We start from the raw sequence: 21,411 nt of genomic DNA, 5'->3' as shown, positions 1-21,411 counted from the left end.
AACAAATCTTACCAGATTTGTTCTAAGTCTTTTTTGGTGTATTCATGATTACGTTCTACATATACGGTATTGGTAGATGTAGGACGTTTTACGCCCATTGGGTTTTTGGTAGAAAGGCGATAAAGCATCGCTATTGGCCACAAAAACACATAAAACATAATCGAAAGAATAACCCGAGAGTTAAACCATCCTAATCCTTCAGCGATTTTGAACCAAATTTTTACGATAAAATCTCCTACTACCGGAATGAAAATACTAAGAAGACCTACAATCCCTGCGGCGTAGAGTAAGTATAAGGAGGCCGATTTGAAAATAAACGAAAAGACTACCAACCCAGTGACAATCACTAACTGGGCTTTACTTTTTTCTGCTTCAGACATTTTTAGAAGGTGTTATCTATTGATTCATTTGTCAGTTATGGGATAAGTTCTCATCACTGACAAATGAACAACTTTAAATTAGAATAATGTATAAATGAATGGGGCTACTGCCGAACCACCACCAATGACAATAATAACGCCAATGAGCAACAAAAGAATAATCATTGGAGCCAACCACCATTTTTTTCGCTCGCCCAAGAAGGCAAATAAGTCTTTTAGAAAATCCATTTTGGTAAGATATAAGTTATTAGTTTTATGAGTTGATAGCTAGAGAGTTAACCTCAAACAAATAATTAATAACAGTGATACAATGTTGTTTAAATACAAAATTACACATTTTAAGGTTATGCCAAAGTGAATCTTAGCCTTCCCTAGTTATTTGTTGATACGCAATCTACCATCTTTTCTTAAGGTTTGGGAGATTGCTGCATCTTTTCATATAACTTCTCCGCTATCAAGGCGTTGACTTTCGCACTCGCATGGCCATCGTTTTTGCCCACGATGCGTTCTTTGGGAGGGATAGTACCCAAATAGTCACTTAGGCGTACTACCGGAATGTTTTGTTTGATGAAAAACTCCTCAATGGGCTTAGTATAGCCGTTACTTTTTTCTACGTTTTGCAAAAAAGGCACCATAACAACGTACATTGGTGCATTGTGCTGCCGAGCATAGTCAACAATTTTCTGTAAATCTCTTAAATGTGGGTTGAGAATTGTGGTATCTGTGTATGACTTCTGCACAAAATCGGTAATCGAAGCAGGAGGCATATGAGGAAACTGCCAATAGATGTAATTGGGCAAATAAAAACGCATTACCAATGACCCTATCCCTGGCATTTTGATATCATCGTAAGGCTGAAATTGAGCCAGAGTCAGTTTGGCATCGCGGGCCGCTTTTTCGATGTCGTTAGGGAAATATTCTAACACCAGCACTTCTGGCTTGACGGGAAATTTTTGTAAACGCTCAAACTCATCGCGCGTGTCCGAACCCGATACCCCTAAGTTATAAACGGCGACTTTATCAGCTCCCAATTTTTTTTCTAATTGGTCCGAAAAACGATCTTCGGTGTTTTCGAGTCCATGCCCTGCGGCGAAAGAATCGCCTAATACCAAGATTTTTTTCTTTTGTTCGGGGTTGGATTTAGGGAAATCACGGTAGCCTTCTGACGTAATAGGTTTCCAGTATTTAGCAAACCAAATTTGAGAGGCTTTGCTCAAATCTCCCTCGTGGCTTTGGGAGATAAACATAAACGCTATTTCTAATATACCTACAAGCCAAACCACCATTATCCCTAATGTGGCAATGTTGGCGATGATTTTGTTGCTTTTAGGATTTTTGATAACTCCATAATAAAACATTCGGAGGAGTTCTATCAAAATCAATAAAAGCGACGTGGCCTTGGCCAATCTTACATAAAAACTATCTACCAAACCCGCGTAAGGATAATCAAATTTGATGCTCAATTTGTCGGGGAAAAACAAAAAGAAGGCAACGATTCCTAGAAAAATAAGGCGGACAAATGACGTGATTAATTTTGAGGTCATATTGAAACAGACGTTGGATGTTTATTAGGTATTAGACGAAAGAGAGAAATCAAAGTATCTCTCTTTTCGTCTTTAGCCTTAATCCAAAGTGAATTCTTCTTTCCAGTTATCGGTGTCTTCCCAGTGAGGTTGCTGACGTTTGTCAAACACGTAATTGCCCACCACTAGATAGTCCATTTCGGTACGCATAAAACAACGATAGGCGTCGTTGGGGGTACTTACGATAGGTTCCCCTCTTACGTTGAAAGAGGTATTTACGATGACCCCATATCCTGTCAATTTCTCAAAATCGCTAATGAGTTGATAGTAACGTGGGTTGGTGTTTTTGTGCACTGTCTGAATCCGTGCCGAAAAATCGATGTGCGTAATAGAAGGCAAATCCGAACGCAAGTAATAAAGTTTGTTGCGCAAATCAAACGAATCAAAGTCGGCGGGAAGTGGCTTGCGACGTGAGTCTTTGACAGGATGCACAAGCAACATATAAGGCGAAATGCCTTCGTAGTCGAAGTATTCGCCTACTTTTTCGGCCAATACCGAAGGCGCAAACGGACGGAACGACTCCCGATATTTGATTTTGACGTTGAGCTTTTTCTGCATCTCAGCGTTGCGTGGGTCACCTAGAATACTTCGTGCGCCCAATGCGCGTGGCCCAAACTCCATGCGCCCTTGTACCCAGCCTACTACGTTGCCTTCCGCTAAGATTTTGGCGACTTCTTGGGTAAGTTCGTCGAAGTTTTCAAATTTTTTGGCAACGGCTTTGTATTTTTTTGCTACCAATTCTACATCCAAATCTGAAAAAGTAGGCCCTAAATAAGAGCCGCTCATCGCATCTTGGGTATAATTGATGACGCGTTTTTGGTCAAAATAAATGTAATAAGCCGTGAGAGCTGCGCCAAGGGCACCTCCTGCATCCCCAGCGGCAGGTTGTATAAAGACTTCTTTGAAGACATTGGCTTTTTGCAGTTTTCCGTTAGAAACGCAGTTGAGCGCCACACCACCCGCCAAACACAAATAGTCGGCTCCCGTAAGGCGTTTGGCTTCTTGAGCCATCTTCACTACTACTTCCTCCGTAACGCGCTGAATCGCCAAACCCAGATTACAATGATGTGCTTCGAGAGGGTCTTCAGGTCTACGGGTTTTCATGCCAAACATGCGCTCCCATTCGCTTTCGTTGACCATCTTGAGGCCAGTAGCGTAGTCGAAGTATTTTTGGTCGAGCCAGATAGAGCCATCTTCTTTGAGGTCTATCAACTCCTTTTTGATAGTTTCTACATACTTATCTACATCGGGTGAGGAGGGGTTTCCGTAGGGAGCCAAGCCCATGAGTTTGTACTCACCAGAGTTAACTTTGAAGCCCAGAAAGTAAGTAAATGCCGAATATAAAAGCCCCAACGAATGAGGAAATCGTAGTTCTTTGAGAATAGAAATTTTGTTGCCTTCGCCCGAGCAAATAGAGGCGGTTGCCCATTCGCCTACGCCATCTATGGTCAAAATCGCGGCTTTTTCGTAGGGAGAAGGATAGTAAGCACTTGCTGCGTGCGACAAGTGGTGCTCCGGAAAAAGAAGTTTGACGGGCTTTTTGGGGTCATAACCGATTTTCTCTAGTTCTTCTTTGATGAGGCGCTTGAGAAACATTTTTTCTTTGATCCACACCGGAATCGCCGTAATAAACGATTTGATTCCTTTGGGCGCAAAAGTGTAGTAAGTTTCTAGCAAACGCTCGAATTTGAGAAGAGGCTTATCGTAGAATACAATGGCATCTAGCTCATTGAGGGTAGTACCGCCATATTCAAGACAATACTTGACGGCATTGGCTGGGAAATTGGGGTCGTGTTTTTTGCGGGTAAAGCGTTCTTCTTGTGCGGCGGCTACGATTTCGCCGTTATCTATCAAAGCAGCGGCTGAATCGTGATAAAAAGCAGAGATTCCAAGTATTTTCATTCTACAAATCGGTAGGTTAACTGTTGACTTCGGGTCACTAAAATTTAAAACCGACACAACGTTAACAAAAGTTTGCCAACTTTATTTTTTGATTTACTTTAATAATGACCGACAAAACTAACTAGGATTGTCTGATTTTTCAAAAATTAACCCAATTGATTATTAAAAGGTAATCTACTACGTTTTACATTTGCGGAAACTAAATGAAAAACAATCGTTGAAAATCGCAGCAATTGATATTGGTTCCAACGCAGCACGGCTGCAAATTTCGTCGGTTTTGCACGACGGCGGACACACCAGTTTTAAGAGAGTAGAGTATGTACGTTTTCCTTTACGCTTAGGGCATGATGTTTTTAATTTTGGAAACATAACCCCTGAAAGCGAGGCACGAACCCTAAAATTGATGCAGTGCTACAAGCTTCTGATGGAGCTGCATGAGGTAGATGGCTACATGGCTTGTGCCACATCTGCTATGAGAGAATCGGGCAATGGACACGAGGTGGCGGAGCGTATAGCGGCTGTCACGGGGATTAGGATTCATATCATCGATGGTATCAAGGAGGCGCAGCTTATCAATAATGTGGTGGTGCAATCAATCGAAGACGGTCAGTACCTTCACATTGATGTGGGTGGGGGAAGTACCGAATTGAATATTTATTTTAACCGTCAAAAAGTCGCTTCTAAATCCTTCAAAATCGGCTCAGTGCGCTTGCTTGAAGGAAAAGAGAGTAAAGGGGCTTGGCGCAAAATAGAAGATTGGATAGAAGATAATGTAGATACGCTTGAACCTGTAACGGCTGTGGGTACAGGTGGTAATATTTCGAAGCTATTTAACTTGGTCAACAAAACGGAAGAAAATGCTACATCTCTCTCAGAACTTCAGCGGATGAGAGATTATATTGCGTCGTTTAGCCAAGAAGAGCGCGTGCACAAGCTACGCCTCAACGCCGACCGTGCCGATGTGATTGTACCGGCTTCTGATATTTATATTTCGGTGATGAAATGGGCCGGAGCGAATAAGATTTTGGTGCCTGATTTGGGCCTAAAAGACGGTATCATACAGTTGGTATATGAGCGTCTGAAACATAAGTAAATTCCTTGTTTGAGCTTCCCCTGTGAGTCATTCTGAATTTAGATGATTCTTATAAAAACCTTCTGATTGATGTTTGAGTGAGCCCATGCGCTCAAATATAATCAGAAGGTCTTCTATGCTTAGTATAGCAGGTATTACAGCTCTCCTTTTCACAAATGTTTTTTGATTCGCTCCTCCATAAAGCTTGGGTTTGACTTCTCCGAAGTCTTTTGTTTGTTGGGAGACGACTTGTTAGCTACAAACCTTTTGCTTCTCCGAGGCAGAGGGTGAGAATGCTGTCGTGGAAGAATAGCTTCGGAGAAGCTCTATGTTGAGATGAATGACCGTCACAATTTGATAAAATTTCATTGACAATTAATTGTAAAGTGATTCAATTACAAATAAGACAACCACTTCTTGTCTTTGTGGGCAGCTTTATAGCGTGCATACCATCGGCAGAGGGGATAGAGTGCAAGTACTACCCCGCCCCATACAAGATATACGATAGGCAATTCGACGCCGCTCTTTGGAGGACGTCCAAAACTAAAGGGGCCGATGGGAATATCTTTCCAAGTAAATCCTTGCCAAAACACCATACCAAACATCAGAAGGTGAATGAGGTACCAGTGAAGAAGATAGTAAAACAAAGGCACGCGTCCGTAAGTTGCCAATAGTTCGGTAAGGACATTGGGTTGTACATCGCCCAAGGCCAAAATAGCAAACATCAACCCCAACATCAAAAGGGTATACAAAAGCGAGGGAGGATATTTGGATACATTGATAAACGACAGCACCGTAAACCAATCCGAAGATTGCTTGCTCCAGAGGCTTGGGTCTCCATAATAATTCAAGAATCGAACAATCACAAACAAACCAAGTGCCATAAAGGAAGCACGCCATAACCATGTGCGACGCGTAGGTTTTTGAAGCACTGCCCCAAACGAAAAGCCCGCGAGCATGATCCCAAACCACGGAACTACCGGATAAAGCGTACCAAGTACAAAATTGGGAGAAAGAGGGAATACATTGGTTCGAAACAAAAACGACCACCCTATAGCGGCCGCTTGGTCTTTGGGGATTGGCACAAAAAAAGTAAGCCCATGCAGCACAATGAGGAGGACGGCTATGATGCCCAAAGTTTTGACCGGGATTTTTAGCAAAAATGAAAGGGCTACAAAACCCACCCCAATGGCAAAAATGACTTGCAGGATGATAGTCCGAAATTGTAGGTCGAACCAAAAGGCAAAATTGACGATGGTGATTTCCAGAAACATCAACCAAAGTCCGCGACTGAGCAAAAATTGACGGGTTTGAGTGAGATTGTTTTGGCTTTTGAAAGTTAAGTAGGCCGATGTACCCGATAAAAACACAAAGCTAGGCGCACAAAGATGTGTGACCCAACGCGTCAGAAAGAGGGCAGTGGTGGTAGTACGTAGGTCGGTAGGGTCTTGGGTAAAGGCGGTCGTGTGTAACAAATCTCTCACATGATCTAAGGCCATGATAATCATCACCAAGCCGCGCGTGATGTCAATGGTGTATATTCGTTTCATGGTTTTGGAAGTACAGATTTGAGTTCTACCCAATAGAGATCAGCTTCGCCATTTTGGGGGGATTGAAGACGTTTTCGTAAATCTTGGTAAGACAGCGGTTTCGTCAAATCCCAATTTTTCGGGGCTCGTTCACTGGTAAAAAAAAGAACTTTTCCATCAGGAGATACGAAGGGACAATAATCAAGCTTGTCAGAGTTGACTCCTTCCAGCGGTTTTGGGGAACTCCAACTGCCGTCGGACAAGCGCGAACTCACAACCAAGTCGCAGTCTAAAACGCCATTTTTTCGGAAACAACTCGTATAAAACAATTTAGATTCGTCGGGCAAAACATAGGCATTAAACTCGTAGTCTTCGGTACTGATGGGTTGGGCCACGAGTTTGGGTGAGGTGTATTGGCCGTTGACCCATTCGCTGCGCCATAAGTCGTCTTTGCCGAGACCATTTTTATAAATTGCTGTAAAGTAAAGAGTCCCGTTATGAGTGAGTGAAGGATAATATTCGTCGGCATCGGGGGTGTTGATAGGCGTGCCTATGTTTTTGGGCATAGACCAGCCCAAAGAAGTACGCTCTACGTACCAAATGTCAAAATCTTTAGTAGAATCAGTGGGAGAAGCAGGGCGGTTTGAAGCAAAATAAAGGCGTTTGCCATCGGGTGAAAAAGCGGGTTCAAGGTCGCTAAATTGTCCTGAAAAAGGGGCCACCTGCGGCGCACTCCACTGACCATTGATTAATTTTCGACCAACGATAGCACTAAAAATATTTTTGGGGGCAACTATCGACCAGTACATTTCGGTGCCATCGGGCGATAGTGCAAAATCCCGCTCATAAGCCCCCGTGCTTGCTGGTACAAACACGAGGGGCGCTTGGGGTGGGTTGTCTAAGCGTATGTTTTGAGTATAAGCTTGTAAACTCCAAAGAAGGAGAATAATTAGAAATGGTTTAGGCATGAAAGAGGGCGTTGGTTAAAGGAACTGAAAGGTATTAAATTATCCTTTTCAACGCAAAATCAATTGAGACAGGGCGGCCATTTCTACGTACTACTAATCTGATTTCTTTACCTTCTTTTCGTTGAAACATCCGATAAAGCTCCGAAAGTGCCAAATCTTCTACCGATTCGTTGTTGATAAACAGCAGTTCGTCACCTTCTTGTAGTCCCGCTTGCTGTGCAGGAGAGCCTTCTACGATGTTTTCTACATAATATTGGCGAAAGCGATTGCCTTTGGCCCTTACATCAATGCCGCTCATGTCGTGTTCAAAGCGGTCGTTGAAGCGTTTTTTATTGGGCTTTAGCACTATATAGCCCGCCTCATAATTGAAAGTAACCTTGAATCTACGCAGCAATTCACCGCCAAGATTACCATCACGGTAGGGATGCTGGTCGGTGATTTTGACGCCAAAGGCGCTGCTGTCGGGAAAAGTGGTGATCACATCATTGAGTTCAAAATTGCCGATACGTACTTTGGGAATTCGACCGATATGCCCATTGATAACCCCTGCTAGTCCTACGCCGAGCTGGGCTTTGACTACTTTTTGGGGGAGTTGTATGTTGGAAGCAGAGGTATTGAGCATCAGCGCATGACCCGCGCCTGTATCCAACACTACTCTGATAGGCAACTCGCGGTCGTTGGACACCACCGTGACTGCGTCCAAATAAGGTTTTGTTTTTTCAATCACAATCGGAAATCTATCCCCTTGCTTGGTGGAGTATTTGTATTTGGTGGGAGTAGTGAGGGTGAGTTCTTGGCGGTTGAAATCAATTGTTACCACAAACTTATTGAAGATTTCGTACCCAAAAATACCGTGAATAGGTACTCCCACAAATTCTGAAAGTCGCAGAATGTCTTTGTCCATCACCACTACATTGTGTTTGAATGCTTGGAGCTTTCCTACCTTGAGGGTGTTGCCTACTGTCACATCCGCAGCCATGGCTTCGCCATTTCCCATGCCTTGAATTTTCATTTTTCGAACCGATTTCATGCCCAATTTATGAGCTACCGAGGCATCGGTCAGAATCGTAGAGCCTACGCCCGTATCCAACACAAATCGAAGGGTATCCGACTTGTTGATTTTAACTGGTACGATGATCAGATTAGAATGTAATTCAAATCGAATGCGGGTCGATTGGCGGCCGTTGGCCAAGTGGAGTCCATAAACTTCTTCTTGTTCGGTAGGTTTGCTTGCTTGGGTATAGAAGCTAGCGAAAAGCACCGCGAGGAGCAGCAATAAGTTTTTCATGGCTTTATAAGGGTTGAATAATAACCATAAAGCAACAAAAATCTTCAATGCTGCGCATCACCCCAAAATAGTGGTTTTATAACTAAAAAGCAGACTATGAGAGGGTTGTGTTCATAGTCTGCTACCGATAAAAGATTAAAATGGGTGTTTTATCCCCCAAAAATCGTTATGTCAAATAAGCTTGTCTTTGACGGCTTTTTTGAGGGCTTCAGTTTTGTTAGTGACGTGTAGTTTTTGGTATATATTTCTAATGTGGGTTTTGACAGTTTCGACACTGATAAAAAGCTCATCGGCGATAGAATGATAAGTTTTACCTTTCGACAAAAGAGTCAATACATCCGTCTCACGATCTGAGAGCGGCGAATTGAGATTTCGTTGAAAAGATTTTACTACCAAAGAGGCGATTTTTGAACTCATAGGTGCTCCTCCACTTAATACTTCATCGATGGCATTGAGCAGCCTAATGTGGTCAGTATCTTTTGTTAAATAACCCGATGCACCCGCGCAAAGTGCCTCAAAGACAAGTTTACTGTCTTCGTGTACACTTACGACAAGTAAGGTGGTATGAGGGCGCTCACGCAAGATACGCTTGATGCCTTCTATGCCATGCATACCCGGTAGCTCAAGGTCAATCAAGACCAAGTCGGGCATATCTCTACGGAGGTTTTTGAGGGCGTCGATACAGTTGGTATAGGTATTGACTACCTGAAATCGCTGCTGACTTCCAATGATGAGCGCAAGGCCATCTTTGACGGCCTCATTGTCTTCAATGACGGTGATTCTTGTGACGTTGTTCATTATACGTTTTGGTTAGACCCTTAAAAGCTACCTATTTTTAAGGGAGGCTGTTTTGGTGGGTATTTTTCCTTTTAGTTGTACGATTGTTCCTTTCAAATTTTCGGGTTTTATGGTCAAATGGCAATGTATTTTTTCGGCTCTTTGACGCATATTGACTAGTCCTTTATGATAGCCTTCGGTCGGAAACTTAATGCCTATGCCATCGTCTATCAATTCAAAGGTCAACAATTGCTGCTCAATCGTTGCTGTAAAGTAGATATTTTTACATTGGGCGTGTTTGACACAGTTGGTGAGTGCTTCCTTGAAAATCATGATCACTTGGATACTCCAACCGGGCGGCAAAACCAAGTCTGTAGCATCGGGGGGGAAATGAGTATTGGCATGAAATCTAATGGGAGTATCTTGTAATAAATTTTCGCCTAAGTCTTTGATATAGAGGGCTAATTCGGTAATCTGATTGCTTTCGGGGTCGATAGACCAAATAAAATCTTTGGTATCTCTGAAGAGCCTTACTACATTTTTTTCGATTTCACCTACAATTCTTTTTTCTTCGCTTTCGTGGCCGTTAAACCGAAATTTAAGCACATTGGATTGCATTCTAATAGCGGCCAATCGATTACCGAGTTCGTCATGAAAATCTTGGGCTATTTGTACCCTAATCGCGGCTTCCGCTTCTTGTTTTAGTTTTTCATAAGCCAATACTCTACGCGTACGATACTGAATATAAAGCTTTTGCGAGAGGATTGCCAGGGAGACCATTGCTACTACAATGATTAAAATAAACCACCAACGTTGGTAAAAAGGCGGGATGATTTCAAATTCATAAGCGGATATTTCGCCCCATTGATTGTCTCCCAAAGAAGCCCTTACTTTAAACCTGTACTTGCCAGGAATAAGGTGAGAATATACCACGGCGGTTTGTTCGGTTGGGCCTAGCCAATCGGTGTCGGCTCCTTCCAACTGATACTGATAACGAATATGGTCAGGGCGGCTATGGTTGATAGCTATGTAGCTGATTTTGAGTTGATTTTTGGTGTATGGGAGTTCCAAACTTACCGGCACATTGTACCAACTATTTTCGCTTTCGCCGTACTGAGCTAGGTTGGTGGTATCAAATGGAATTCGTACGTCAGTAAAGTGAACTTTGAGTGCCTTTAATGTATTTTTAGCTTTGTTGGGTTGATAGTGAAACAAGCCTTTGATGGTGCCAATCCATAAATCTCCTTCTGGAGAAAGCATAGCGGTATTGGCGTTGGTTTCGCGGGCAATGAAGCCATCGGTTTCGTTAAAATGCCGTAAGTTGTTTATTTTTAGGTCTTTGGTAATATCAAGTTGGTCTATGCCTCTTTCTGTGCCAATCCAGAGGCGTCCTTCTTTGTCAAAAATAGTATTGTAAATGAGATTAGAACAAAGGCCATTTTTGACGGTAAAATATTTTTTCTTGCCTGTTTTTAAATCCAATACCGCTACACCATCCTCAAAACTTCCAAGTGCTAGAAGTCCATCAGGCCGCTGTGCCATGCTAAGTGCTGGAAAAGAAGCAAGGTCTTTATCATAAAGAAACTCAGTCAAGGTTCTGTCTTTAATCACATTCAATCCCCTTGCTCCCGATATAAGTGTCTCACCAGAAGGGAGTTGTAGGGTGCGGCGTACAAATACTCCTTTGAGTCCATCCCGATAAGAATAATGTCGAAGTTGAGAGCCATCATGTACCAGTACCCCATTAGAAGTACTAATCCACATCTCTTTTCCTTGGCCAGCTTCCATAAAAAGAATGATACCATGAGAGGTAATATAAGAATCTAAAGGAATGTATTCTGTCTGATTTTTAGAGACTTTATAGACTCCCGGTCCTGCTAATCCAATCCATACATTACCTTCATTGTCAGTGGCTAAACAATTGATGCGTTTATTTTGGAGTGCTTTAGGCACAGGAAGTCTTTTTTGGGTTTGTGGATTCCAAATATCCAGTCCTTTACCAAAATAACTTACCCATAAAACCCCCGAAGGCGTCATGACAAAGGAAGAAATGGTATTCGCACTTAGGCCAGAAGATTCGTTTAAACTTGTGAAAGAAGGGTTGGTAAATTTATAAACGCCATCGCCATCGGTCGTAAACCAGATATTGCCTTCACGGTCTTCTAGTAGCCCTTTGACCATAAAATTGGTGAAACCATTGTTGCTACCAAATTGGAGCACTTTTCCCTGATTATATTTCATAGCTCCTACGCTCAAACCTACCCAGACACTCCCGTCAGAAGCTTCTATCATTTCATAGGCCAACTCTTTGCTAATGAGTTTTAAGTCAGACTTTTGTATGTTTTTGTTTTTGGCCGAAGTTCTAAATATTCCCTGTTCTGTACCAAGCCAAAGGCTGTCTTTGGAGTCAAATAAAATACATCTTAGCACCAATCCGTCAGGGGTAGTATAGCGGTGTTGGAGGTGGGTAGAAGTCACTTCAAATATCTCACCGCTATAGGTAGCTACCATGAGTTGTTGCAGAGGATTAAGCGTCATATCGCTGTAGAAAGAGGGACGTTCAGAGCCTTGTTTTTTTAGAAAAATAAGGCTGTCTTTGACCAACTTCCCCAATCTACTTGCATTACAGATAGCGTAGATGTTGCCTCTTTTGTCGCCTATTACGGAGGCTACCGTGTATGATTCTTGAGTGGGTGACTTGACGGGGAGCGTTTTTTTTCCGTCATAAATCGAAAGCCCCAAGGAGGTCCCGACATACATTGAGCCTTTAGGTGAAATTTCGAGCGATACAATGTTGTTGGCAGGCAGGTTGTCTTCTTTGCGATAGGTCGTAAAATGCAGGCCATCAAAGCGAGAAATCCCTCCACCGCGCGTCGAAAGCCAAATATAGCCAAAGCGATCTTGTTCGATGTCGGAGACCTGCGATTGTCCCAACCCCGAAAAAATATCGTAGTGCTGGAAATGATATACCTGCGCTACGGCTGCCTGTAAGATGCCAAGGAGCCAAATGCACACAAATAGCCCTTTGGGAAACCAATGATTAATTAGCATTTCATGACTGGCCTGTTAGAAAAAAGAAGTGTACAAAAATACAATCAAAAATCAATAAATCAAGCAAGGGTTAATCTTGGCTTTTGGCTGTAAAGAGTATGGGTTAAAATTTCATCAAAAGTCGTCAACTTCGAGTTATCAAAACATACAAGGCGCGTCGTAACTTTGAGTCCTTAATTTAGCATCAAAAACTATGACTTCAATCACAATCATCGGCGGAGGCGTAAGCGGTTTGTTTTCGGCCTATTATCTTCAAAAAGCGGGCTGCCAAGTGACTATTATCGAACAAGGTACTTTTGAAGACGGCTGCTCATTTGGCAATGCAGGGATGATTGTGCCGAGCCATATTGTACCTTTGGCCCAGCCCGGTATGATAGCAAAAGGCTTACAATGGATGCTCAAATCGACCAGCCCTTTTTACGTCAAACCAAGGTTGAGTTGGGATTTGATGCGTTGGGGAATGCTTTTCTGGAAACACTCCACTCAAGAACACGTACAGCGCTCCATTCCAGTGTTGAGAGACATTAGTTTGTTGAGCAAAAAACTATTTCAAGACTTAGCGGCCTCGCAAGAAATAGATTTTGGTTGGCATGAGCGCGGGCTACTGATGCTTTATAAAAATGCCGATACCGAGCATGAAATGGCCGAAGAAGCGCACCTTGCCAATGGTGCGGGGATTGTGGCAGATATACTCACGGCGCAGCAAGTACAAGACCTGGAACCCCATGTAAGAGTAGATGTGAGAGGGGCGGTGTATTATCCTGGTGATGCGCATATCACGCCCAATTTGCTCATCAAAAACCTAGTAAGTCATTTGAAAAAACGAGGTGTGTGGATTCACGAAAATCAGGAAGTGATTGCTTTTGAAAAACAAGGCAATAAAATCATGGCGGTGCAAACTAAAAACACGAACGGAGAGCGTAGTATCTTTAAAACAGAAACGGCCGAATTGGTGATTGCGGCGGGAGCGTGGTCGCCCATTTTGACCGAAAAATTGGGCATATCCTTGCCACTTCAAGGGGGAAAGGGTTATAGTTTTATGGTAAAAAACATAGCTCAAAATATCCAAATACCTGCTATCATGCTCGAAGCCCGAGCCACGGCTACGCCGATGGGAGCAGATTTGCGTTTTGCCGGTACGCTCGAAGTAGCAGGTACTGACATGACCGTAAACATGAACCGAGTGAGGGGTATTGTGCAGGGAATCAACCGCTACTATCCCGATATGGAGGTGGCATTGCCAGAAAAAGAAAAAGTGTGGCGTGGTTTGCGGCCTTGTTCGCCCGACGGCCTGCCTTACATCGGAAGGGTAAAAAGTTTTGGAAATGTGACCTTAGCTACTGGTCATGGGATGATGGGTGTAAGTCTAGGGCCTGCTACGGGAAAACTTGTCGCAGAGCTAATCTTAGGAGGCAAAACTAGCATGGACATTCAGGATTTTAATCCTTTTCGTTTTGGATAAATGCCGAAACGCAGGGAGCGTTCAAAACGCTCCCTGCGTTATAGAAAGAAGGATTAATTGGTCGGACAATAGGCGACAAGTTTGGTCTCTGGTTCAATAAATACAGCTAACATTCTATATCCAAAATTCAAATGTTTCAAATATTGATTCTGCCAATCGTCTGGGTCAAGCTCTATATTATGGCTCACAATTTCAAAATACGCCGAAACGCAGGGAGCGTTTTGAACGCTCCCTGCGTTATAGAAGTTCACGGTCAGAAGGATTAATTGGTAGGGCAATAAGCCACAAGTTTGGTCTCTGGTTCAATAAATATTGTTAACATTCTGCATCCAAAATTCAAATTTTTATTCTACCAATCATCTGGGTCAAGCGTTCTGTTTTTGGATAAATGCCGAAACGCAGGGGGCGTTTTGAACGCCCCCTGCGTTATAGAAAGAAGGATTAATTAGTCGGACAATAGGCGACAAGTTTGGTCTCTGGTTCAATAAATACGGCTCACATTCTGCATCCAAAATTCAAATTTTTATTCTGCCAATCGTCTTTTTTGGGTAAACGCAGGGGGCGTTCAAAACGCCCCCTGCGTTATAGAAGTCGCCCCCTGCGTTAGGAGATTATCCTGAAGTATGTGGCATACTTTTCTTTTTCTTCTGGTATATTTCCCACTGTTCAGGCGTCAAAATTGATTGAAACTTGGTTTCTCTTTCCGCCTGCCACTTTTCAACGGTAGTTCTTACTTGTTGGATTTCTTGGGGAGAAGGTCTGGTAGTAGCGTGTGATTTCATAAACGCCTCCTGATAATCGCTCAGACGCAAGGCATAATCTAAGTTGGCGGTTTCGACCGAGAGCGATTGTTCGTCGGTAAGCTTTAGCTTTTTATCCATCCACTTAGTTTGTTCCTCGGCAATCTTGTCGGGAGTGAGAGGTTTGCGGGGGGTATCTGGGAATTGACTCCTAGATGAATAGCCACGGCCATATCCTCCACCATAACCCCCATATCCATACTGGGCGGTACCCTCAAAACTTACCAAAAGCGCAGCGATAAAGACAAACTGTATTAAAACTATTTTCATTTTGCACGTTTTTTAGAAAAGTGTCCGAAATCTAGTATTTTAACCGCACTTTCAAAAATATTTAAGCGCTTTATGTCCCCTTTTGACCAACGTCTTGCGGCGTTAAATGACTGGAATCCCCCAAAAGAATGGTTACAAATTACAACTATCGATGCGCATACCGGAGGCGAACCGCTGCGGATTATTACGTCGGGGTTACCGCTATTGGAAGGAAATACCATTTTAGAAAAAAGGCGGTATTTAAAACAAAACCTTGACTATTTGCGAAAAACCCTCATGTGGGAACCACGCGGTCATGCTGATATGTATGGCTGCATTGTGACTGAGCCTACTAGCGAAAATGCGGACTTTGGAGTGATTTTTTTGCACAATGAAGGCTACAGCTCTATGTGTGGGCATGGTATCATCGCTATTACAAAAGTCGCCGTAGAGTTAGGGCTAGTGCCCCTTCAAGAGCCTGTTACAAAGCTGACAATAGAAGCTCCTGCGGGGTTGATTACTTCCTATGCCCGTGTCAATCAGGGGCGAGTGAGTTCGGTAAGTTTTGAAAATGTACCATCTTTTGTCTTATACCGCGACCAAGTAGTAAGTGTAGAAGGGCTAGGAGAGGTGCTGCTTGATATAGTATATGGTGGGGCTTTTTATGCCTACGTAGATGCCGATAAGATAGGGCTAGGCATGGCCGAAAGCAATTATCGACTTTTGATTGAAAAGGGCATGGCCCTCAAAAAGGCCGTGATGGATAAGCTCGAAATCAAACATCCCTTTGAGGAGGATTTGAGTTTTTTGTACGGTACCATCTTTTATGGCAAGGGGCATTCTGAAAGAACTGACAGCCGCAATGTATGTATTTTTGCCGATGGTGAAGTGGACCGCAGCCCCACGGGTACGGGCGTAAGTGGGCGGGTGGCGTTGCACTATGCCCAAGGTCGACTGTCAATAGGGCAGCCGATGGTGATTGAGAGCATTGTGGGAAGTCAGTTTGTGGCAAAAGTAAAACAAGACACTGCTTTTGGACCTCACAGGGCAGTCATCCCAGAAGTAGAAGGTAAAGCACATATTTGTGGAAAAAATACATTTTTGATTGACCCCAACGACCCTTTGGGACAAGGTTTCTTTTTAAGGTAAATCATAGAAACTTAATGATGGAAGAGCATTCAACTTTTCGTTTTCTTTCGCGCCAAGTGGTGACTGAGGCTGTTTCAATGGCGGAGGCTATTGACGTGATGAAAGAAGCTTTCCAAAGTCTTTCAAATGGAGAAGCTGTAGTGCCTTTGAGGGTAAATCTCCCTCAACCTGAGCAAAATGCCCAAACCCTTTTTATGCCCGTGTATTTGCCTTCATCAGAAGCATTAGGCGTCAAAGTTGTTACAATTTTTCGGGAAAATCCAGCCCAACATTTACCATTGATACATGGCATGATGCTGGTCATGGATGGTGTCAATGGGCAGCCTCTTGCGCTTTTGGATGCGGAGTACTTAACGGCGCTGCGAACGGGTGCCGCCGCAGGATTAGCGACGGACGTATTGGCTAGAAAAGATGCCAAAGTGTTGGCAATTTTTGGAACAGGCGCCCAAGCACGTACGCAAATCGAAGGCGTGGCTGCCGTAAGGTCATTAGAAAAAATACTTGTTTTTGGACGAGATGTTATGAAGACAGAAGCTTTTTGTGAAGAAATACAGACCCGATTGGGGCTTCCGACGCAAGCGGCGCAACAAGCTTCCCCATTGTCGGAGGCCGACATTGTTTGCACGGCTACTACTTCAAATGTACCGGTATTTGAACACAAACACTTGAAAAGGGGCGTTCATGTCAATGCCGTGGGTGCTTATCGACCTGATGCCCGAGAGATTCCGGCTGCTACTATGCAAAAAGCCCAAATAGTGGTAGAGCAGCGTTCGGCGGCTTTGGCTGAGGCAGGTGATATTGTGTTGGCGGTGAAAGAAGGGGTGTTAGACCCTAATACTCTCAAGCTAACCGAACTAGGGGAAATCCTGAGGCAGACGCAAATATTCCGTCGTAGTTCGGATGAAATCACGGTTTTTAAGTCGGTCGGAAACGCCGTGCAAGATTTAGCAGTGGCTAGTTTTTTGATTAAAAAAGCCCAAAAACATAATTTGGGTGTTGTTTTGGCCTAAAATCCTCTTTTTTTGTACAAATCCTTGACAATCCTCATAGACTACGCTACATTTGCAGCATCAATTTGTACAATTCTTCGTGAAAACACCCAACTACGCTTTTTTTCGACATCATCACCACCACGCCTACGGGCGAGCGTAGAAACTTTTTATAACGTATGGCTTCAGGATACGAGTCATTCGTCCCCTCCAATTTTATTAGATTTTCAAATGTTTCGCTGTGCTTGTCGCATGGTTGTAAACACCTAACTACCAATCATTCATGTTACGTATTGCCATTCAAAAATCGGGACGCCTCAGCGACGATTCTATTAAATTATTCAAAGAGTGTGGGATTCAGTTTGATAGTAGCTCATCGGGTAAACTGAAATCTATTTCGGCTAACTTCCCTGCTGAATTTTTGTTTTTACGCGACGACGACATCCCGGGCTATGTCGAGGATGGGGTCGCAGATTTGGGAATTGTGGGTGAAAATGTATATACCGAAACAGGTCGCGAAGTAACCGTAGTACATAAATTAGGCTTTTCTAAATGCCGTCTTTCGTTGGCGATTCCAAGAGGTACGCAGTGGAATGGCGTTCAAGATTTACAAGGAAGGGGTATTGCTACTTCGTACCCTCGGATTTTGGGAAATTACTTAAAAGAAAATGGGGTAGAAGCTGATATTCACGAAATCAGCGGCTCGGTCGAAATCGCTCCTAGTATCGGATTGGCTGATGCTGTGTGTGATATTGTGAGTTCGGGAAGTACTTTGCTTAGCAATGGACTCAAAGAAGTAGAAGTCATTTATCGTTCGGAAGCTATCTTGATAGCCGCGCCTAATTTGAGCGAAGAAAAAGCCCTTTTACTTGATAAAATCATGTTTAGAATCAAGGCAGTGCAAGCGGCTCAAAATCACAAATATATTTTATTGAATTGTCCGGCGGCTTCAGTCAACGAAATCATGCAATACATTCCGGGCATGAAAGCTCCAACGGTGTTGCCTTTGGTGACTGAAGGCTGGGTGTCGCTGCATTCTGTAATTAACGAAAACGATTTTTGGTCAAATATTGAAAAAATTCGTGAAGCAGGCGCAGAAGGGATTTTAATCATACCTATCGAAAAAATGATTCGATAATTTTGGAATCTTTGAGGTAATATTTGACACAAACACTGACACAACTCATGCAAATTATTCCATATCCTAGCCGTAGCGAATGGCCGTCACTCTTGGCTCGCCCTACCCAAAGCATAGCCAAAATCGAAAAATTGGTAGCCCCAATCTTAGAAAAAGTACAAAAAGAAGGCGATGCTGCTATTAAGGAATTGACCTTGAAATTTGATAAAATTGAGCTAGTAGATGTAGCAATGCCTACGTCGGTTATCGAATCGGCGGAGGCTAGTATTTCTGAAGAGCTAAAAACGGCGATTCGTCAGGCGTATGCCAATATTCGTAAATTTCACGAAACCCAGTATCAGCCTGTACAGAAAGTAGAAACCATGACAGGCGTAACTTGCTGGCGGCGAAGTGTCGGAATCGAGAAAGTGGGGCTATACATCCCCGGTGGGTCGGCACCGTTGTTTAGTACAGTGCTGATGTTGGGTGTACCGGCTCAATTAGCGGGTTGTAAAGAAGTGGTGCTTTGTACGCCAAGCGACCATCCCGCCATTATGTATGCGGCTCAGTTGGTGGGAGTTACCAAAATATTCCGCGTAGGAGGGGCGCAGGCTATCGCAGCGATGGCCTATGGCACGGAGTCGATTCCAAAGGTATACAAGATTTTTGGGCCTGGCAATCAGTACGTGACTGCGGCCAAAATGCTCTTGGCCAAAGAAGGAGTAGCAATAGACATGCCTGCTGGGCCATCAGAAGTGGCAGTGTATGGTGATAGCAGTGCTGTTCCGGCATTTGTGGCGGCCGATTTGTTGTCTCAGGCAGAGCATGGGGCCGATAGCCAAGTATTGTTGGTTTCGACTGATAAGAAATTTTTGGCCTCGGTCAATATCACTTTAAGTACACAGTTGGAAGCTTTGCCACGCCGCGATTTTGCCCGCAAAGCTATCGAAAACAGCAAGGCAATTTTGGTAGAAACCGAAGAAGAAGCGATTGATTTGCTGAACGAATACGCCGCCGAGCATTTGATATTGAGCGTCAGGAATGCCGACGAAGTATGCGAAAAAATCATCAATGCAGGTTCTATCTTTTTGGGCAATTATACCCCCGAATCTTGCGGAGATTATGCTTCTGGAACCAATCATACCCTGCCTACCAACGGTCACGCTCGGGCCTACAGCGGGGTATCGTTGGATAGTTTTGTGAAAAAAATTACGGTGCAGCACATCACCCCCGAAGGTTTGAAAGCTTTAGGCCCTACCGTAGAAGCTATGGCTGAGGCCGAATCGCTACAGGCACACAAGCGGGCGGTAAGTTTGCGCTTGAGTAGTTTGTCGTGAAATAGATAGTTTTCAAGAATTTTTCCGATTATTACAATGGCTTTTAGTTTAGAAAAAATACTCCGTCCTCATATTCTTAGTTTGGTTCCTTATTCGTCGGCTCGGGATGAGTATACGGGCAAAGAAGGTATCTTCTTGGATGCCAACGAAAACCCTTATGCGGCTGCCAATGGTCAAGCTTGGAATCGCTATCCTGACCCTTATCAGTGGGCGATTAAAGAAAAACTAGCACCCATTAAAGGCGTACGCCCTTCACAGATTTTCTTGGGAAATGGCTCCGATGAGCCGATAGATTTGCTGGTAAGGGCTACCTGTACTCCTCGCGAAGACAACATGATTTTGTTGCCGCCTACTTATGGAATGTACCAAGTAAGCGCCGAGATCAATGATGTAGCTGCCATCAAAGTACCCCTCACGTCCGATTTTCAGATCGATACCGAAAAAGTATTGGCGGCTATTACGCCTCATACCAAAATCATTTGGGTATGTTCGCCCAACAATCCAAGCGGAAACTCAGTAAAGCGAGAAGCAATTTATGCCCTTTTGGAGCAATTCAGCGGGCTAGTCGTTGTGGACGAAGCCTATATTGATTTTTCGGATGAGCCTTCTTTTACAGGAGAGTTGGACAAATACCCAAATCTTGTGGTGTTACAAACTTTTTCTAAAGCTTGGGGCTTGGCCTCTTTGCGTTTGGGAATGTGTTTTGCTTCCGAAGAAATCATCAAGGTTTTGAATAAAATTAAGCCTCCTTATAATTTAAGTGGAGCTACGCAACAATTGTTACTTGAAGCGCTTAATCACGTCGAAACAAAAAACAAAATGGTGCGCGATATTTTGGCTGAGCGTGCCCGTTTAGGCACGAATTTGCTCAGCTTGGCGTTAGTTAAAAAGATATATCCTTCGGATGCCAACTTTTTGTTGGTAGCTTTTGAAAATGCTTCGGCGGTGATGCAGTATTTGATTGACCAAAAGATCATCGTCCGAGATCGTTCCAAAGTGCTTCTTTGTGATGGTTGTTTACGAATCACGGTGGGTACGACCGAAGAAAACGATATATTAATAAAAACCCTAAAGGAGTTTGCGGTAGTGGCATGAGCGATGAGGGATTGATGATAGGTAGTTGTCTTGTAGAAAACCAAATTTATTCTCAATGAAAAAGAAGCTTTTATTTACGTTCCTTCTTTCGTTATGTTCAATTTTGCCTTCCTTGGCACAGTACAACAACTGGGCGGTTGGGTTTCAGCTGGTCGAGCCTTCGGGGGTAAACCTTCGGAAGTATTTTGGAGAAAACAAAGCTTTTGATATTTCGGTAGGAACGTACGGGTTGTTTTATGGCCGTGATCGCAAATACCGCAAAGGTTTTTATCAAAACGCTGGGTTGTCGTTGCGAGCTACTTACTTATGGCATCGAGGGCTTTTCAAGAAAGAATTACTGCATGTTTACTATGGTTTTGGGGGGCAAATCAACTCACGTCGGTACTATTTTGAATCTCGTAATGCCCCTGGACTTAAAGAATATACCAACAATATTTCTTTGGGAGGTGCTGGATTAGCAGGAGCTGAATATTTTGTAAGCGGCAGTCCTCTCTCATGTTTTGTAGAGGCGGGATTGTATGCAGAGTTGGTACCGGCTATTTTTTATTTACATCCTCAAGCAAGTCTTGGTGTAAGGTTCAACTTTTAAGTTGTATTTGAATACTATACTAAACAAAAAACTCCCTGATTCTTTTTTGTCGAAGGTCAGGGAGTTTTGTTTAA

At 43.4% G+C, this 21,411-nt stretch carries 18 protein-coding genes; 8 read left to right on the top strand and 10 right to left on the bottom strand.

Annotation, left to right across the window (positions count from 1 at the left end):
• Positions 1–8: 8 nt before the first annotated feature.
• The 4 genes from G563_RS0119130 to G563_RS0119115 all read right to left on the bottom strand — a co-directional run bounded on the left by G563_RS0119130 (position 9) and on the right by G563_RS0119115 (position 3,865).
• On the bottom strand, positions 9–380 hold the full coding sequence (locus G563_RS0119130; protein WP_028666715.1) for an SxtJ family membrane protein: 372 nt from the start codon (positions 378–380) through the stop codon (positions 9–11).
• Between the two features lie 78 nt (positions 381–458).
• Positions 459–608 carry a DUF5989 family protein gene (locus tag G563_RS38520; RefSeq protein ID WP_169579790.1) on the bottom strand — a complete coding sequence of 50 codons (150 nt, stop codon included), beginning with the start codon at positions 606–608 and terminating at the stop codon, positions 459–461.
• Positions 609–787: 179 nt separating this feature from the next.
• Positions 788–1,924: an SGNH/GDSL hydrolase family protein gene (locus tag G563_RS0119120; RefSeq protein ID WP_028666714.1), complete on the bottom strand. Its 1,137-nt coding sequence runs from the start codon at positions 1,922–1,924 to the stop codon at positions 788–790.
• A gap of 78 nt (positions 1,925–2,002) precedes the next feature.
• On the bottom strand, positions 2,003–3,865 hold the full coding sequence (locus G563_RS0119115; protein ID WP_028666713.1) for a carbamoyltransferase family protein: 1,863 nt from the start codon (positions 3,863–3,865) through the stop codon (positions 2,003–2,005).
• Positions 3,866–4,082: 217 nt separating this feature from the next.
• Here G563_RS0119115 and G563_RS0119110 point away from each other — a divergent pair, with 217 nt between their 5' ends.
• Positions 4,083–4,958, top strand: coding sequence for a Ppx/GppA phosphatase family protein (locus tag G563_RS0119110; RefSeq protein ID WP_028666712.1), 876 nt, complete (start codon positions 4,083–4,085; stop codon positions 4,956–4,958).
• Positions 4,959–5,332: 374 nt separating this feature from the next.
• Here the strand turns inward: G563_RS0119110 and G563_RS0119105 are convergent, their stop codons facing one another.
• The 5 genes from G563_RS0119105 to G563_RS0119085 all read right to left on the bottom strand — a co-directional run bounded on the left by G563_RS0119105 (position 5,333) and on the right by G563_RS0119085 (position 12,550).
• Positions 5,333–6,487 carry an acetyltransferase domain-containing protein gene (locus G563_RS0119105; RefSeq protein WP_028666711.1) on the bottom strand — a complete coding sequence of 385 codons (1,155 nt, stop codon included), beginning with the start codon at positions 6,485–6,487 and terminating at the stop codon, positions 5,333–5,335.
• On the bottom strand, positions 6,484–7,434 hold the full coding sequence (locus G563_RS35290; protein ID WP_051211076.1) for a PD40 domain-containing protein: 951 nt from the start codon (positions 7,432–7,434) through the stop codon (positions 6,484–6,486). The genes G563_RS0119105 and G563_RS35290 overlap by 4 nt, the downstream gene beginning before the upstream one ends.
• A 34-nt stretch (positions 7,435–7,468) precedes the next feature.
• Positions 7,469–8,722: an aspartyl protease family protein gene (locus tag G563_RS0119095; protein ID WP_028666710.1), complete on the bottom strand. Its 1,254-nt coding sequence runs from the start codon at positions 8,720–8,722 to the stop codon at positions 7,469–7,471.
• Positions 8,723–8,893: 171 nt separating this feature from the next.
• Entirely contained in the window at positions 8,894–9,520 is a 627-nt protein-coding gene (locus G563_RS0119090; protein ID WP_028666709.1) for a response regulator transcription factor, read from the bottom strand.
• A 27-nt stretch (positions 9,521–9,547) separates the two neighbouring features.
• Positions 9,548–12,550, bottom strand: a complete 3,003-nt coding sequence (locus tag G563_RS0119085) for a sensor histidine kinase (protein ID WP_028666708.1) — start codon at positions 12,548–12,550, stop codon at positions 9,548–9,550.
• Between the two features lie 193 nt (positions 12,551–12,743).
• Here G563_RS0119085 and G563_RS0119080 point away from each other — a divergent pair, with 193 nt between their 5' ends.
• Positions 12,744–14,012, top strand: a complete 1,269-nt coding sequence (locus tag G563_RS0119080; protein WP_028666707.1) for an NAD(P)/FAD-dependent oxidoreductase — start codon at positions 12,744–12,746, stop codon at positions 14,010–14,012.
• A gap of 611 nt (positions 14,013–14,623) precedes the next feature.
• Here G563_RS0119080 and G563_RS35285 read toward each other — a convergent pair.
• A complete protein-coding gene (locus G563_RS35285) occupies positions 14,624–15,082 on the bottom strand; it encodes a DUF4890 domain-containing protein (RefSeq protein ID WP_051211075.1) in 459 nt (152 codons plus the stop codon).
• 72 nt (positions 15,083–15,154) lie between these two features.
• Here G563_RS35285 and G563_RS0119070 point away from each other — a divergent pair, with 72 nt between their 5' ends.
• From G563_RS0119070 to G563_RS0119040, 6 genes are all read left to right on the top strand, one after another.
• The gene (locus tag G563_RS0119070) at positions 15,155–16,210 is read left to right on the top strand and encodes a proline racemase family protein (RefSeq protein WP_028666706.1); all 1,056 of its coding nucleotides are present in this window, start codon (positions 15,155–15,157) and stop codon (positions 16,208–16,210) included.
• Between the two features lie 14 nt (positions 16,211–16,224).
• Complete coding sequence (locus G563_RS0119065; protein ID WP_028666705.1) at positions 16,225–17,220, top strand: ornithine cyclodeaminase family protein; 996 nt, start codon at positions 16,225–16,227, stop codon at positions 17,218–17,220.
• 262 nt (positions 17,221–17,482) lie between these two features.
• Positions 17,483–18,337, top strand: coding sequence for an ATP phosphoribosyltransferase (gene hisG / locus G563_RS0119055; RefSeq protein ID WP_028666704.1), 855 nt, complete (start codon positions 17,483–17,485; stop codon positions 18,335–18,337).
• 47 nt (positions 18,338–18,384) lie between these two features.
• Positions 18,385–19,653 carry a histidinol dehydrogenase gene (hisD, locus tag G563_RS0119050; protein ID WP_028666703.1) on the top strand — a complete coding sequence of 423 codons (1,269 nt, stop codon included), beginning with the start codon at positions 18,385–18,387 and terminating at the stop codon, positions 19,651–19,653.
• Between the two features lie 36 nt (positions 19,654–19,689).
• A complete protein-coding gene (gene hisC / locus G563_RS0119045) occupies positions 19,690–20,748 on the top strand; it encodes a histidinol-phosphate transaminase (protein WP_028666702.1) in 1,059 nt (352 codons plus the stop codon).
• A gap of 55 nt (positions 20,749–20,803) precedes the next feature.
• Positions 20,804–21,337: a hypothetical protein gene (locus G563_RS0119040; RefSeq protein WP_028666701.1), complete on the top strand. Its 534-nt coding sequence runs from the start codon at positions 20,804–20,806 to the stop codon at positions 21,335–21,337.
• The last annotated feature ends 74 nt before the right edge of the window (positions 21,338–21,411 follow it).

The sequence above is a fragment of the Runella zeae DSM 19591 genome (assembly GCF_000423565.1).
GTDB classification, from domain to species: Bacteria; Bacteroidota; Bacteroidia; order Cytophagales; family Spirosomataceae; genus Runella; species Runella zeae.
Note: the sequence above shows the minus strand (reverse complement) of the source record. Positions and strands in the feature narration are given on the sequence as shown.